Annotated in this window: 17 protein-coding genes; all 17 read right to left on the reverse strand. The window is 39.6% G+C overall.

What is annotated here, in order from left to right; translation table 11 throughout:
• Positions 1-6: 6 nt before the first annotated feature.
• The 17 genes from groL to ACAN52_RS16925 all read right to left on the reverse strand — a co-directional run bounded on the left by groL (position 7) and on the right by ACAN52_RS16925 (position 16,143).
• A complete protein-coding gene (gene groL, locus ACAN52_RS16845) occupies positions 7-1,656 on the reverse strand; it encodes a chaperonin GroEL (protein ID WP_378956101.1) in 1,650 nt (549 codons plus the stop codon).
• A gap of 209 nt (positions 1,657-1,865) precedes the next feature.
• Entirely contained in the window at positions 1,866-2,153 is a 288-nt protein-coding gene (groES, locus tag ACAN52_RS16850; protein WP_378956102.1) for a co-chaperone GroES, read from the reverse strand.
• 171 nt (positions 2,154-2,324) lie between these two features.
• Positions 2,325-2,906: an ANTAR domain-containing response regulator gene (locus tag ACAN52_RS16855; protein WP_378956103.1), complete on the reverse strand. Its 582-nt coding sequence runs from the start codon at positions 2,904-2,906 to the stop codon at positions 2,325-2,327.
• Between the two features lie 2 nt (positions 2,907-2,908).
• Positions 2,909-4,330, reverse strand: a complete 1,422-nt coding sequence (locus ACAN52_RS16860) for a histidine kinase N-terminal domain-containing protein (protein WP_378956104.1) — start codon at positions 4,328-4,330, stop codon at positions 2,909-2,911.
• Positions 4,331-4,478: 148 nt separating this feature from the next.
• Positions 4,479-5,522 (reverse strand): tRNA (adenosine(37)-N6)-threonylcarbamoyltransferase complex transferase subunit TsaD, encoded by a 1,044-nt coding sequence (gene tsaD / locus ACAN52_RS16865; RefSeq protein ID WP_378956105.1) that lies wholly within the window; start codon positions 5,520-5,522, stop codon positions 4,479-4,481.
• Between the two features lie 100 nt (positions 5,523-5,622).
• Entirely contained in the window at positions 5,623-6,072 is a 450-nt protein-coding gene (gene rimI, locus ACAN52_RS16870) for a ribosomal protein S18-alanine N-acetyltransferase (protein ID WP_378956107.1), read from the reverse strand.
• Positions 6,069-6,776, reverse strand: coding sequence for a tRNA (adenosine(37)-N6)-threonylcarbamoyltransferase complex dimerization subunit type 1 TsaB (gene tsaB, locus ACAN52_RS16875; protein ID WP_378956108.1), 708 nt, complete (start codon positions 6,774-6,776; stop codon positions 6,069-6,071). The genes rimI and tsaB overlap by 4 nt, the downstream gene beginning before the upstream one ends.
• Positions 6,758-7,234: a tRNA (adenosine(37)-N6)-threonylcarbamoyltransferase complex ATPase subunit type 1 TsaE gene (tsaE, locus tag ACAN52_RS16880; protein ID WP_378956109.1), complete on the reverse strand. Its 477-nt coding sequence runs from the start codon at positions 7,232-7,234 to the stop codon at positions 6,758-6,760. The genes tsaB and tsaE overlap by 19 nt, the downstream gene beginning before the upstream one ends.
• A gap of 15 nt (positions 7,235-7,249) precedes the next feature.
• On the reverse strand, positions 7,250-8,245 hold the full coding sequence (thiL, locus tag ACAN52_RS16885) for a thiamine-phosphate kinase (RefSeq protein ID WP_378956110.1): 996 nt from the start codon (positions 8,243-8,245) through the stop codon (positions 7,250-7,252).
• A 211-nt stretch (positions 8,246-8,456) separates the two neighbouring features.
• Positions 8,457-9,047 (reverse strand): GerMN domain-containing protein, encoded by a 591-nt coding sequence (locus tag ACAN52_RS16890; RefSeq protein ID WP_378956111.1) that lies wholly within the window; start codon positions 9,045-9,047, stop codon positions 8,457-8,459.
• On the reverse strand, positions 9,047-10,135 hold the full coding sequence (locus ACAN52_RS16895) for an N-acetylmuramoyl-L-alanine amidase (RefSeq protein WP_378956112.1): 1,089 nt from the start codon (positions 10,133-10,135) through the stop codon (positions 9,047-9,049). Before ACAN52_RS16895 ends, ACAN52_RS16890 begins: the two co-directional genes overlap by 1 nt.
• A gap of 192 nt (positions 10,136-10,327) precedes the next feature.
• A complete protein-coding gene (gene rbsB, locus ACAN52_RS16900; RefSeq protein ID WP_378956113.1) occupies positions 10,328-11,260 on the reverse strand; it encodes a ribose ABC transporter substrate-binding protein RbsB in 933 nt (310 codons plus the stop codon).
• 71 nt (positions 11,261-11,331) lie between these two features.
• The gene (locus tag ACAN52_RS16905; protein ID WP_378956114.1) at positions 11,332-12,270 is read right to left on the reverse strand and encodes an ABC transporter permease; all 939 of its coding nucleotides are present in this window, start codon (positions 12,268-12,270) and stop codon (positions 11,332-11,334) included.
• Complete coding sequence (locus ACAN52_RS16910; protein ID WP_378956115.1) at positions 12,271-13,767, reverse strand: sugar ABC transporter ATP-binding protein; 1,497 nt, start codon at positions 13,765-13,767, stop codon at positions 12,271-12,273.
• A 14-nt stretch (positions 13,768-13,781) separates the two neighbouring features.
• Entirely contained in the window at positions 13,782-14,177 is a 396-nt protein-coding gene (gene rbsD / locus ACAN52_RS16915) for a D-ribose pyranase (RefSeq protein ID WP_378956116.1), read from the reverse strand.
• On the reverse strand, positions 14,174-15,109 hold the full coding sequence (rbsK, locus tag ACAN52_RS16920; protein ID WP_378956117.1) for a ribokinase: 936 nt from the start codon (positions 15,107-15,109) through the stop codon (positions 14,174-14,176). Before rbsK ends, rbsD begins: the two co-directional genes overlap by 4 nt.
• A complete protein-coding gene (locus tag ACAN52_RS16925; protein ID WP_378956118.1) occupies positions 15,106-16,143 on the reverse strand; it encodes a LacI family DNA-binding transcriptional regulator in 1,038 nt (345 codons plus the stop codon). The genes rbsK and ACAN52_RS16925 overlap by 4 nt, the downstream gene beginning before the upstream one ends.
• Between the last annotated feature and the right edge of the window lie 222 nt (positions 16,144-16,365).

The following is a 16,365-nucleotide window of genomic DNA, read 5'->3' on the forward strand; positions in this document are numbered from 1 at the left end:
GCTGAATTACATCATGCCGCCCATTCCACCCATGCCACCCATACCGCCCATGCCGCCCATGGCAGCAGCGCCAGCACCACCGTCTTTTTCAGGCTTATCAGCAATCAAAGACTCAGTGGTCAAGACCATAGCAGCAATGCTCGCTGCATTTTGCAGTGCAGAACGAGTTACTTTAGCAGGATCAACAATACCAGCTGCAATCATGTCTACATATTCTTCAGTCAACGCATTAAAGCCCATGCCTTTGCCAGCTTTCTTTACGTTTTCAACAACGATAGAACCTTCGCACCCTGCATTGTGAGCGATTTGACGTACTGGTTCTTCAATTGCACGGCGTACAATATTAACACCAGTCAATTCATCACCAGTTGCTTTAATACCATCAAGAGCAGGTAAAATATCGATGAAAGTTGTACCACCACCGGCTACGATACCTTCTTCAACAGCTGCACGAGTTGCATTGAGTGCATCTTCAATACGATATTTTTTCTCTTTTAGTTCAACTTCAGTTGCAGCACCAACTTGGATAACAGCTACGCCGCCAGCCAATTTAGCAAGACGTTCTTGAAGTTTTTCTTTATCGAAATCAGAAGTACTATCTTCGATTTGAGTTTTGATTTGGCTAACACGAGCTTTGATAAGCGTAACATCACCAGCACCATCAATAATCGTAGTTTCTTCTTTAGAAACACGAACTTGACGAGCACGGCCAAGGTCAACAAGTTCAACAGTGTCAAGCTTACGACCAATTTCTTCAGTTACAACAGTACCGCCAGTTAACGCAGCGATGTCTTCGAGCATTGCTTTGCGGCGATCGCCAAAACCAGGAGCTTTTACAGCTACAGCTTTAAACGTACCACGAAGTTTGTTAACAACCAAAGTAGCTAATGCTTCACCTTCGATATCTTCAGCAAGGATTAGAAGTTCGCGACCTTGTTGTACTACTTTTTCTAATGTAGGCAACAAATCAGCAATAGCGCTAATCTTACGATCAGTAATTAAGATATAAGGATCATTAAGAACAGCTTCCATTTTATCAGTATCAGTTACCATATAAGGAGAAATGTAGCCGCGGTCAAATTGCATACCTTCTACTACATCAAGGCTAGTGCCCATTCCTTTGGATTCTTCAACAGTAATAACACCGTCTTTTCCTACTTTTTCCATAGCTTCAGCAATCAAGTTGCCAGTTTCTTCATCTGCTGCAGAAATTGAAGCAACTTGTGCAATTGCATCTTTTGTCTCTACTTTTTGAGATGATTTTTTGATTTCTTCTACTAAAGTTTTAACTGCTTTTTCAATACCTTTTTTAATGATCATAGGGTTAGCACCTGCAGCTACATTGCGCATACCTTCACGAACCATGGCTTGTGCCAAAAGTGTAGCAGTAGTTGTACCATCACCAGCAACATCATTCGTTTTAGTCGCAACTTCTTTTACCAATTGCGCGCCCATATTTTCAAACGGATCTTCTAAATCAATGTCTCTAGCAATTGTTACACCATCATTAGTAATGGTAGGAGCACCGAATTTTTTATCAAGAACAACATTGCGGCCCTTAGGTCCAAGTGTCACTTTTACTGCATTAGCAAGAGCATTTACGCCTCTTTCAAGAGCGCGACGTGCATCTTCATCAAATAAAATTTGTTTTGCCATTGTATGTAAGCCTCCTAATTATATTGATCAAATTCTAATACTTCCACTTTTATCAGTGAAAATTAACTGTTTCGTTCTAATGAAAGGTAGTAGTCTCTCACCAGAATCTTTATACCAACTTAAATCCTAAAAGTTGACTATTTAGCTGTAATGGGAGGTAGTAGTCCCTCATCAAAGCTTTTATGTTCAACTTCATTTAGATCATTTTATTATTCTACAATTGCCAAGATATCTCTTTCAGCACTTACGATTAGATAATCTTGTCCTTCAAATTTCACTTCAGCACCAGCATATTTGGAGAAAATGACTTTATCGCCAACTTTTACATCAAAAGCCACACGTTGTCCATTTTCTAATACTTTACCAGTACCAATGGCAACAACTTCACCCTCCTGCGGTTTTTCTTTCGCAGTATCAGGTAATACGATACCACTCTTTGTTTTCATTTCACCTTCAAGAACCTTAATGACTACTTTGTCACCCAATGGTTTAATCATCGAAGTAACCTCCTTTATGATGTATAATTTACTAACGTTGTTGTTAGCACTCATTAGTAGAGAGTGCTAATCACTTATTTCATGATATAAAATTCAAGAGCAAAAAGCAAGTGTTTCCCAAGAAAAATAAGGTTTTTTTATAAATTTTTATGAAAAAACCTTATTTAGACATTAATTTTTCTTTTTTGCGGCCCCCACGATAGCTTCAGCGACTTCCTTAATTGATTTACGTTTACTCATACTATACTGTTGAATCCGTCGATAGGCTTCTGTTTCACTCAAACTATATGCATCCATCAAGATGCCTTTAGCCCGATCAAGAATTTTTCGCGTTTCTAAAGAACTTTTGACATTTTCTAATTCTTGTTCGAGTTCAGCGAATTCCTGAAAACGAGAAACAGCAATTCCCATGGCTGGAAACAAATTAGCTTCCTTTACAGGTTTAACCAAATAAGCCAACACTCCTGAATCTTGCGCCTTCTCTACAATATCCTTTTGACTGAAAGCAGTGAGAAGTAAAACAGGAGCAATTTTTTCATTAGAAATTATTTTTGCAGCTGTAATACCATCCATTTCAGGCATTTGAACATCCATAATCACAAGATCAGGCCGATGAGTACGCACTAAATCCACTGCTTTAGCACCATTGGGTGCTTCAGCAATGACAATATGCCCGGCTTCTTCAAGCATTTCTTTTAAATCCATTCTGATAATCGATTCATTATCAGCAATTATAATTCTCAAAGATTCCATCTTTACACGACTCCCTCCACCTTACGGGGAATTATAATACAAGCACGAGTACCATTATCATTATACATTTCAAAACTACCGCCAACATCACTTTCAATCAGTGTACGGACAATTTGCAGTCCAAGACTATTGGATGTCTGGGGATTAAAATTGGAAGGCATACCAATTCCATTATCATAGATTTCAATTTTATATGAATTAGGTAAGGTAGCAATTTCAACTCCAATGAGACCTTCCCGTCTACCAATAAAGCCATGCTCAATTGAGTTTTGTATCAATTCATTAATAACGAGTGCCAAACTACTGGCTTGCTCAGATGGAAAAATGACCGTCTGACCATTAAAACGGGTTTGCAAATCAAAGTCAGGTTCTAGCATATTTTGAATCACGAGTTCTAAAATATTCTTAGTGACTTCTGCTACATCAATAAATTCAGCATCCTGCTGTGATAAAAATTCATGAACAACAGAAATGCTCGATATGCGATTCACACTTTCTTGAAGAGCAGCTTTTACTTCTTGGGATGTCGTACGACGCGCCTGCAACCGCAGGAGACTTGCAATGGTTTGTAAATTATTTTTCACTCGATGATGGATTTCTTGAATGACAGCAGATTTGATAAGTAATTCTTTCTCTTTCTTTTTCAGTTCAGTTACATCGGTCAAGATGACAACTGTACAGATTGTAACTCCATTCAAAATAACTGGAATTGCTCTTTGTACGAGTGTCATTTTCCCTGTTACGATTTCTACTTCACATGCCTGCTGGCTCGACATTGCTCTTTGAACAAGATTCATATGGGCTTGCCTTTCATAGATACGTCGTCCAACAATACAACCAACAGCTAGTACTTTATAAATACTATCAGCTGTTGAGTTAGCAAAAATAATTTTTCCTTGCTCGTCAACAATAAGAATACCATCACTTGCCGATAAGGAACGGTACATTTTACTACTGCTTGGAATTTTCACTGTAGCAAGCATCAATTGAGCCGTTTCTACAAGAAGTTGATGATCTACAAGCTTCGCTTCTTCCATACTAGTTTCAAAACTGACAACTCCAATTACGTTACCGCTCGCATCACGGACTGGATAAACTTGCATCTCCATCCACATACCCACTGCCCACTCTCGCTGACCACGAATGGGTATTCCTGTAGTCATCGTTCGCCAAACAAGAGGTTCTTCTGGTGCATATACAATTGTTCCGAGCAAATTAGGTTTCTGTTGTACAAAACTAGTATTAGGCTTAACTTGGGCTACAATGACCAAGGATTTTTCAGTACACGTATGGGCATATACTGTAACCTGGGCATGAGCTAAATCACTTGCCAAACCGAGTATAGAACAAATACTATCCAATACTGCTATTTGAGCCGGGGCCAACGGGGTTACCTTCCGGCAAATATCTCCTGCTACTACCATATATACCTCCAGCCAAAACTAACAAGTTTATTTAGATTCCTATACTGCCAATATAACCGTAATGAAATCATATTACCATTATTATTCAACTTACTTTGAGAAAATCCCTTGTTTTTGCTAAATACCTTTATCTAATTACTTTATTATACTATTTACTCCCCAGTTTTAAAGATGGTATGGCATTTAAATGCAGATCAGCATGATCACCAATCAAATGTTGATAATAAGCCCTGCATGCAATCATGGCTGCATTATCTGTGCATAATATAATGTCAGGATAATATAAAGTAAGACCTGCCCGTGTACATTCATTCTGCAATTTACGCTTCAGCCCACTATTTGCAGCAACACCACCAGCCAATACAACTTGCTTCACGCCACATCGCTGAGCCGCCTGTAAAGCTTTGCTGACGAGTACATCGACAACAGCGGCCTGAAAACTCGCTGCTACATCAGCATTATTTATTTCATCCCCTCGTTGAACGGCACTATTTATATAATTAAGTACTGCCGATTTGAGCCCACTAAAACTAAATTCGAAATTATCCCGTCCAGCTAACGCTCGTGGAAAAGCAATGGCTTCTGGATTGCCTGTTTCTGCTAAACGATCAATGTACGGCCCACCAGGATAAGGTAATTTCATAACACGTGCTATTTTATCAAAAGCTTCACCAGCTGCGTCATCACGAGTTTGTCCTAATAGTTCAAACTCATTATACCCCTTAACATGGACGAGTGAGGTATGCCCTCCAGAAACGACCAAAGCCATAAACGGTGGCTCTAATTCAATATGAGATAAAAAATTAGCAAAAATATGTCCCTCCAAATGGTTAACGCCAACAAGAGGTATATCAGTAGCAAAGGATAAGGCCTTAGCAACTGAGACCCCCACGAGTAGAGCTCCTACTAATCCAGGACCATGTGTTACACCAATAGCAGCAATATCCTTTAACGTCACGCCCGCCTCATGCAATGCTTGGTCAACTACTGGAATGACGTTTTCGATATGTTTACGAGAGGCAATTTCAGGTACAACGCCTCCAAATTTTTGATGGACTGGTACTTGAGACGAAATCACATTTGATAGTATAATACGTCCATCTGCCACCACAGAAGCTGAAGTTTCGTCACAGCTGGTTTCTAAGGCTAAAATTAAACAGGCTTTAGAGTTTTTTTGTTCATCATCTTGCAAAATATTGATCTCCTTTTTGTAACAACTTATCGATGGATTCCATATTATAAGTATCAACAATCACCCTACTCGCCACGAAAGTGGCGCTTTTTTTTATCTCTCATACTAAGTGATCGCACCACATAATTACGGCATCTTCTTGTGTATCAGTATAATATTTTTTTCGTACACCACGTGCAACAAAACCAAATTTAGCGTACATCCCTTGGGCCACAAGGTTGGATGTGCGTACTTCAAGTGTCATGCTCAAAGCGCCCCGCTCTTTCGCATGTTGAATTAATGCGGCCATTAATTTTCCACCAAGTTTTTGTCCTTGATATTGAGGAATAATCGCTACATTTGTAACATGAGCTTCATCAACGATGAGCCACATACCTGCATATCCAATAATATGACCATCACTTATCATAACCAGATAATGTGATAATTCATTTTTCATCTCAGCAACAAAACCTGCCCGAGACCAAGGGATTGTAAAAGATTGTTCCTCCACTGCAAGCACGTCATCAATATCAAATTCATTCATCCTACGTATAGTCGCTAAGGTCATACACTCACTCCATTACGACGTTCCCACAAAACTTCGGCTTCGGATCGTCTAATATATAGAGGTTCTAATGCCATTACATCATGTTCTATGCCGTCCTCAATGAGCATATGCCCGAGACCCGCCACACTACTTGCCCTTTGAATAATCACATGAGGAGCTGCTAGCAATAAAGGATTGCCTGCTTGACTAATTTTTTCACGATGCAGCACTGCGGCTTCTCCCATCAATACTACAGGGATCTTATATTGAGCTAACTTCGCTAGACTCTCACCAATTTCCATAACAGTTGCTGGCATAATTTCTTGCATGCGGCCATCTTTCCATTCAAATAAAGCTTGATATACATTACCTTTTTGTGCATCGAGCATAGGTGCCAGGATTACACCAGGAGTCGGACAGCCATAAGCCATTGCTGCCAAGGTAGGTACGCCAATCAACGGTATATTGAGGGCATAAGCTAGAGTCTTAGCAGTAGCCAATCCAATTCGAAGACCGGTAAAAGAACCAGGTCCAATGCTGACTGCAATCGCCTTAAGTTCAGATTTTTTTACCCCAGCACTTTCTAAAATTGTTGCAATGTGGGGCATTAATAGTTCTGAATGTGTTTTTTTAGTTTGTAATGTAATTTCAGCGAGCAGAGTATCGGCAGTCGCTAATGCTACACTTGATACCAAGGTTGCTGTTTCTATTGCAAGAATGGGCATATATTTTTCAACTCCTCACAGATCTTTTCATAAACGTCGCCACGCGCCCGCACATGAAAAATACGTTCATTTATATTTTCATTGGTTGTTATCTCGATCCATAAATATTCATTAGGTAATTCCTCTGGAAATTTATCAGGCCATTCAATAATGGATAATCCTTTAGCTTCTGTATATTCATAAAAACCGATATCAAATAATTCTTCAGCATAATTTAAACGGTATAAATCAAAATGATAAATGGGAAAATTTGATTCATATACATTCAAAATCGTAAACGTTGGACTCGTGACTGCATCTTCTATCCCAAGCGCCCTCGATAATCCCTGCACTAATAAAGTTTTGCCTGCCCCCAAATCTCCGGCGAGACAAATAACCTGACCTGGCCCCAATACTTTTGCCAGCGATTGTCCAAATGCAACTGTTTCTTCTGGCGAATTTGATTTAAAATTCAACATAAAAAATGAATCCCCCTAACGAAAATGATTATAACCCTTTGCTTCAAGTTTAGAAGTTTGGTCATCCTGATCTACAAGTAATGTCCCTTGACTCTGGTTAATAACTTCACCAATGACAGTCAAGGGAACTCCAATATCAGCTTCTACTAATTGGTTAAATTGTTCAGGCGGGATTGTAAACAACAATTGATAGTCCTCCCCCCCATATAAAGCATACTCGACTGGTGATTTTTCAAGTAAGGCAGCAGCAGTCCGAAGTTCAGACGATAGTGGAATCTTTTCTCTATAGATACGCATACCGACATGACTAGCAAGAGCAATTTCATTCACTTCACTTGCTAGACCATCACTAATATCATTCATACTTGTCGAACCAAATGCAGCAAGCAAAGGACCTATGTGAACCTGTGGCTTTGGCATGAGATGCCTTTCCACAAGAAGCGCAGCAGACTCATACCCTTCCCAATTTCCTTTTATTAACAAATCCAGCCCACAGCCAGAATCTCCTAAAGTTCCAGTAATAACAACTAACTCACCCTCGCGAGCACCTGAACGTCGTTGAAGTTGTTTCGGATCGACTTCACCAATAACTGTCACATTAATAATCAATCCATGAGGGCTCGATACTGTATCCCCCCCCACAATATTGACATCAAATTCACGACAAATTTCTTTCATTCCATCATATAAATTGACAACAAAGTCGACTGGCAACTCTTTTGGCAAAGCAATTGAAACGACAATATTTCGCGGTATACCACCCATAGCTGCAATATCACTTAAATTTACCCCAATCGCTTTATATCCAAGTTGCCAAGCAGTGCTTGTCCCTAAATCAAAATGCACTTTTTCAACTAACATATCCGTTGTTACCAATTGCAATTGTCCTGGAGTAGAATTAAGGACAGCGGCATCATCACCGATACCAACAATTACACTATCAGGTTTATTAATAGTATCTTGTTTTATCAGGTCAATCAAGGCAAATTCCCCTAATTGTTCAAGTTGCATATTTGTTACACCATCCAATCATCACTATAAATATAATATGGTTCTGCTCCTTCTCGCTAAAATCCTGCCTTTCTAGTATGCCATATCTATAAAAAAAAATTGTATTGATAAAGAAAACTTGACCTCGGTCAAGCCTCAGCGCAGACCAAAGTCTTAGTTGCCCTTACTTGTAATCGAAAACAGCAGTCCACTATGGACTGCTGTTTGAGCGTCATTTTTTTATTATTTTCTCAGAACGACTGAGAGGTTCACCAATATCCATATGTCCTGAGATACTATCAATTTTTTTACCCTCAACTAAAATTTGTACTTTTTGTATATTATGAAATTCTGTCAATGTATTCACAATAGCAGCAACCAATAGCATCTCTGATGCTGAGCCACCAGTATTATTTTTAATCAAGTTCTCATTAAAATCTACATATGCAATCCCATCTTTAACTGAGATATTTCGTAATTTTGTCCCTTTGGGCATGACTGCAATTAAATCTGTATTCTTCGTCCCTGCGACTAATGATTCAATTGCCGTCTGCGCTGGATGATCATTCTTAGGAACGACACGACTTTCTGCTACTAAGTGCGTAGCATCTTTCGTTGCATTATACACCGTTACTACCATCTTTTCCTGATTGACTATCGCAGTTTGGTTACTCTGACTCCCTGGTACAATTCCTTGTTGTTGCTCATTTTTCCCCGCATCAACCGGAGGTGTTGGAGACTGAGAACCTTGCTGAGCACATCCCCCAACTAACATTCCTAATAAAATAAATAACATCCCTAACAACTTTCGAGTACCAACCATCAGGAGCCACCTCCTTTTCTAGCTGCCTGAGTAAAAAACCCATCTAAGCCTTGAACAATACCTTGTGCCATCTGTTGCTGAAACTGAGGAGTATTCATCATCTTTTCCTCATCAGGATTGGATATAAAGCCCAATTCAGTTAATACTGCTGGCATTGTTGTGCGTTTTATAACATAAAATCCAGCCGCATTAATTCCCCGATCTTGAGATATGCCAAAATTTGCTAAATTATCTTGGATATTTTGAGCTAGCATAGCATCATACCCTGTTTTCTGGTAATAATAAGTGGCAATACCACCCACTGAAGGATTGGAAAAAGCATTGATATGAATGCTAACAAAGACATCGGCTTTATTCAAATTGCCTACTTTTGTTCTAGCTTGCAATTCATCCGTGGCACTGGCACCAGGCCCATAGACATCAACATCAGTTTGCCTTGTCATCAACACTTTAGCGCCTGCTTTTTCAAGCAAATTCTGAACTTTTTGAGCTATTGCCAAGGTAATTGTTTTTTCTTGAGTTTTATTCGAACCAATCGCACCAGAATCACTGCCACCATGCCCAGGATCAATGGCAATGACTTTACCTTTTAATCCCGGAGTAAAATTATAATTTACTTTAGGTACAGGTTTATTAATATCTATGACGACGCGAAAGCTTTTATTACTCTCAGCATTACTCGGTAAGGTAAATACTTTGTAGTCACTAGTCTCAATCATATTGGATAAATCTACAAGGATTTGGCTGCTCGATATATTTTTTTTGCTAAAAGTGACTTTATCAGCAATTTGTCCATCTAAAGCCACTGATTGATCGATTTTACCCAAAACTGCATCTTTAACATCAATCATCAATTGAGGGCCAGGCTTTTCACTTAGTACACTGCTTATTTTAACAGGACCTGTTGTGTCAATGACCAACCGCAACCTGCTCGTCCCTTCCACGGCATCTGTATGTACTTGCCAGCGTACATTAGCCAATTCCACTTTCGCTACAGAGCTACTACTACCATTTAGAGTTGCTGCAACAGCGGCCTGCGGTGCCATAAACACTAACAATAACAATAAACTTAGAACTATACGATGCAATTATAACACCTCCATATCTTACTACATATTTGTCTATACATATTCTTTGTTCTTATCATGTATTTGGATAGAATTCGCGTTTCCTGACAAAATCCCTGCAGGACTTTAGGCTAAATAAGAAGTAAAAATCAGGAAAGCTGTCAGCTTTCCTGATTTTTTGTACGATTTATATAGTTGACCTTACTGTCATTATTATTTCTTTACTACAAGTTCTAGAGCTACAGGAATCGTTGTTGGTACACTTTCTTTAGCAATTACTTTTTTAGCAGTTTCAATTGCAATTTTACCCATATCTTTAGGTTTTTGCGCTACAGTTGCATTCAATGTACCATCATTTACTGCTTTTACTGCATCTGCAGTGGCATCAAAACCAACTACGATAACACCTGTACGTTTGGAAGATTTAATTGCTTCTAAAGCGCCTAATGCCATTTCATCATTATGAGCAAATACAGCATTAATTTCTGGATTAGCTTGCAAAATATTCTCCATAACTTTCATGCCTTTAGCACGATCAAAGTCAGCTGGTTGTTTTGCTACTACAGTCAAACCGCTAGCAGCTTTAGCTGCCTCATTGAATCCTTTACCCCGATCATTCGCAGCGGAACTTCCAGGAATTCCTTCTAGTTCAACAATTTTACCTTTACCAGCTAGTTTATCAACGATAAATTGACCTGCCATCTTACCACCAGCAACATTATCAGAGGCAATCGCACTTACGACTTGTCCGCCAGCAGCCCCGCGATCTACGGTAATCACTGGAATATTAGCTTTATTAGCAGCTTCAATCGCTGCTACAATGGCTTTAGAATCGACTGGATTTACGATAATAACACTCACTTTTTGTTGAATCAAATTTTCAATATTTGCCAATTGTTTAGATGCATCATCTTGAGCATCCATAACAATAAGTTCCATTCCATTGGCATCAGCAGCGGCTTTAGCCCCATCACGCAAATCTACAAAAAACGGATTATTTAATGTGGAAATGGATAAACCAATTACTGCTTTTTTAGCAGCAGGCTCTTGCTTTGTGCTGCCACACCCCGTCAACAGAGCGCTCACACTAAAGGCTACCAACACTAACATCACCCAAAAACTTTTTTTATGCATACTTTTAAACACAATCAACCACTCCTATTTTTTAATATTTTTCTTAAAAAACTGGACACCGTGCTTTCTTCTCATCATCCTCCTTATCGACGTTTTTTATCAAGAAATACTGCCAACAAAATCACTAAACCTTTAGCAATTTGTTGATAGAATGAAGAAACATTTAATAAATTAAGACCATTATCAAGAACACCAATAATAAAGGCCCCGATTAAAGTACCACCAATTGTACCAACACCACCAGATAAACTGGTGCCCCCCAATACAACTGCGGCAATAGCATCTAATTCAAAACTAATACCTGCAGTAGGTTGTGCAGAATTTAACCGGGAAGCCATAATAATACCGCTCACCCCAGCGAGCAAACCTCCTAATACATATACACACAGCAATATTTTTTTTGTGTTAATACCCGATAATCTAGCAGCTTCTTCATTACCGCCAATCGCGTAAATATAACGCCCTAGTCTAGTCTTTTTTAACATGATGTATGTTAAGGCAAAAATCAATACCATCACAATGACAGGTACAGGAATGCCAGCAAGATAACCTCCACCTAAGAAACGAAAAACTTCTTCCATGCCCGTAATCGGTCGCCCTTCTGTATAGACTAAGGTCAATCCTCTAGCTACGGTCATTGTACCTAAAGTCGCAATAAACGGTGGAATTTCGGCGCGGGTAATTAAAAGGCCATTAAACAATCCTAATAATGCCCCTACAAGCATTCCCATGAAAATAGCTGGAAAGATAGCTTGTCCACCTACGAGTAAGCCTGCGGTAATGCTACCTGTTAATGCAACAATCGAACCTACTGACAAATCAATACCACCAGTTAAAATGACCAATGTCATGCCCACGCTGATAATTGCATTTATTGAAATTTGTCGTGCAACATTCAATAAATTATCAACAGTAAAAAATCGATCAGATAATATTGTTAATGCTATACCAAGCAAAAGCAACCCTAACAAAGGACCCATTTTACGAATAATCGTATTCTTTTTATTATTTTTATCAGACATTTATGACTCTCCTCCCGCTGCATAGGACATAATTGTTTCCTGTGTGGCTTCATTGACTGGCATTTCCGCAACAAGTTTGCCACGATGCATCACCAGTACACGATCACTCATTCCCAAAATTTCAGGAAGTTCTGAAGAAATCATTAAGATTCCTACACCAGCAGAAGTCAGCATATTCATAATATGATAAATTTCAGCTTTTGCCCCCACATCAACGCCGCGAGTAGGCTCATCCATAATTAACACTTTAGGACAAGTAGCGAGCCACTTGGCAATGACTACTTTCTGTTGATTCCCGCCACTTAAATTTTTTACCAACTGGGTAGCGCCTGGAGTACGAACCTTAAGTTTTTCAATATTTCCTGCAATCATTTCCTCTTCTTGATCATCATTTATAAAGCCATTTGCACAAAACTGTGCCAGAGAAGCCAGTGAAATATTTTCGCCGACAGACATCCCTAATACCAATCCCTGATGTTTACGATCTTCGGTAATCAGACCAATACCAACACGAATCGCATCTGCAGGGGAATTAATCGTACATTTTTGTCCATCGAGAAAAATGGTGCCTTTCTCGATGGGGTCGGCTCCAAAAATCGCCCTGCCAACTTCCGTACGCCCTGATCCCATTAGACCCGCCATACCGACTATTTCACCAGACCGCACACTAAATGAGATATTTTCCAGTTCCCCCTGTCTTCCTAATCCCTCGACTCGCAGAACCTCTGCTCCAAACTCAGCAACTTCTTTTGGAAAACGGGTTGTCATATCCCGCCCAACCATCATTTTGATCAAGTCATTAAACGTAATTTCTTTTGTCTCTACCGTTCCCACATAAGTACCATCTCTTAACACGGTTACACGATTGCTTAAAGCAAATAACTCCTCCATACGGTGGGAAATATAGATAATTCCAACACCACTTGTTGCCAACTGACGAACAATCTGGAATAATTTTTGCGTTTCACGTTCTGTTAAGGCAGCTGTCGGTTCATCCATGATTAAAATTTTCGTTTCATAAGATAACGCCTTAGCAATTTCGACCATTTGCTGTTCACCAATACTTAGACTGGATACAGTTGCGGCAGGATCAATATCTGAACCAAGTTTGCTCAGAAGTATCGTGGTCTGATCTTTCATCGTCTCGGCCTTAAGAAATCCAAATAAATCAGTTAACTCTCGCCCAAGATAAATATTTTCCCAAACTGTTAGTTCTGGAACCAAATTCATCTCTTGATGGATAATACCAATACCATAGGCTGATGCTTTACGCGGACTACTGATTTCTACCAGCTCGCCATTGATCCAAGTTTCGCCTGCATCTTTATGATAAACGCCACTTAGAATTTTCATCAATGTTGACTTTCCAGCCCCATTTTCGCCTAACAAAAAATGAACTTCTCCAGCCAGTAAGGTCAACTCCACATCTTGTAGCGCTTTTACGCCAGGGAAAGATTTTGTAATTCCCTTCATTATTAACAACGGCGTATTATCCAATTATGTCTAACCTCCTAAAAAATCACACCGGATTTCAAGATAATATTTGCATAAGGTGTACATTCTCCTGTACGAACTACGGCTACAGCTTGCTGTGTGATTTTTTTAAATTCATCATGACTGACCATCTCAATTGTTACATTTTCCATTAACGGTTGCAGTTGCTGATATAGTTCAGAACTTTTCTCAATCATTTCACTAGCAATCACAGCACTTTCCACTTGGAGTTCTTCTTTAACCACCAATAAAGTTTGTAAGAACGTAGGGACACCAGCAGTCAGAGCTAAATCAATTCTCCGTACTGTCTTAGGAATCGGCAATCCACAATCACCGATCACTAACATATCTCCATGCCCCATACCAGCAATGACCTCACTAAGGCACTGATTTAAGGTTCCAATTTTTTTCATCTGTCAATTCCTTCTTTACTCATGAACTCTTCTACCTCTGCTCGCCAAGGTAGTGATGGCTGAGCACCTCTTCGAGTTACAGATATGCCAGCTACCGCAGCTGCAAAATCCATACTTTCGAGCAATGTTTTACCTTCAGCCAAAGCAGTTGCTAGTCCTCCAGTGTAGGCATCCCCTGCCGCCGTTGTATCAACAGCATTCACACTATATGGCTTGATTTGTTGATAACCCAACTCATTACAGCAGACCGCACCTTTAGATCCCATGGTCACAATGACATTCTTGACCCCACTTTCCAGCAATATCCCCGCAGCACAAACAATTTCATCCAATGTCTCCACAGGGCAATCTGTTAATAGTGCCATCTCCGTTTCATTCGGCATGATAATATCGACACAAGACATTAATTTCTTTTGAATTTGCCGCGCCGGAGCAGGGTTGAGAATAACCATCCATCCTCTTGCTTTCGCAGCCTCAATCGCATATTCAACCGTCTCCCGAGACACTTCATTTTGTACTAATAAAATTCCTGGTTCTAACAAACTTTCTAACGCTCGATCAACATCGATTGATGTACATTCCATGTTAGCTCCGCCTACCACAACAATCGTATTCGCACCATCATCAGCGACTGTAATGAGAGCCGTACCAGTTGACGCATCTACCTGGCGAATAAAATTAGTATGAACCTGATTTGCCTCTAAACTGCCCATCAGCTCACTACCAAATCCATCATGGCCAATACACCCTACCATGTGAACGATCGCATCCAGTTTGCCTGCAGCCACAGCTTGATTCGCACCTTTACCACCAGGAAAAGTAGCAAATTCCTTACCAAAAATTGTTTCTCCTCGTTGGGGAAGACGTTGTGCTGTCGCCACTAAGTCCATATTCAAGCTACCCACCACGAGTACCGTTTTCTTTGTGATCATGATCGATCTCCCTTCCCACCAGAAGATTGACGGACGATCAATTCTGGTTTTAATATTTCATCATTACAATCTGTTATAACACCTGTGATATGGTCTACTATGAGTTTTACTGCAACTTGCCCCATATCATATACTGGCTGCTTGATCGTTGTAAGGGAGGGTTTATACCATGCAGCCATACGAATATCATCAAATCCAATTACAGCTACATCATCAGGTACACGTTTCCCATAGTTAGCTAAACATTCAATAGCACCAATTGCCATCATATCATTCGCTGCAAATATGGCATCAAAAAACTGCCCGCTGTTTATCAAACTTTCAGTTGCTTGGTACCCCCCTTCAAAGGAAAAATAACCAGTTAAAATAAGAGATTCATTTGAAGAATATCCATGAGATTTAAGACAGTTCATCGCTCCATTGACCCGTTCCATACTTGTAGGAGACTCAGGCTTACCACCAACAATGGCAATGTGTTGCCTCCCTTGCGCGATAAGATGATCGACAGCCATCGAAGCACCTAATCCGTTATCGACCAAGACAGTACTAAATGGTGCGTCTTTCATCCGTCGATCAACCAATACGAGCGGTACGGATAAGGCAGATAGCCAGCTTCTATTTTGTGAAAATTTTAAATTACCAAGAAATAATATACCATCTACCTGTTTACTCAAAAGAAATTTAAGATACCGTTCTTCTTCCTCGGGTTTGCCATCAGTGTTACACAAGATCACAGCGTATCCTTGCTTTTGCGCTGCATCTTCCACCCCTCGTACTAGGGCGGGAAAAAAAGGATTCTCAATATCAGGAATAATCAACCCAATACTGCGAGATTGAGAACTTTTTAAAGCCTTAGCAATGCCATTAATTTGATAATTAAGCTGTTTTACCGCGATCTGTACCTGCTCACTTAATTCCTTGGAAACGCCTTCTTGTTGGTTCAAAACCCGCGATACGGTAGCGATCGACACCCCAGCCGCTTGCGCTACATCTTTTATCGTAATTTGTTTTAAATTATTTGCTTTTCTATTCACAACTTGATTTTACACTCCTAATTACAATCTAAAAATACATAATTACTTAAATGTAAACGTTTACTTTTTATATTCTAGAATAATCTAAAAATTCCTGCATTCTGACTAAACTTTTTTATTCAGGTTATCTCTATGAAAATAGTTGTAGTTAGCAAGCCTTCAAAGAGAAAAAGTAAAAGATTGTTACAGGGTATTCTAGCCCCATAACAATCTTTTGCTTTT

This window comes from Pelosinus sp. sgz500959 (assembly GCF_042610375.1).
Classification (GTDB): domain Bacteria; phylum Bacillota; class Negativicutes; order DSM-13327; family DSM-13327; genus CTSoil-075.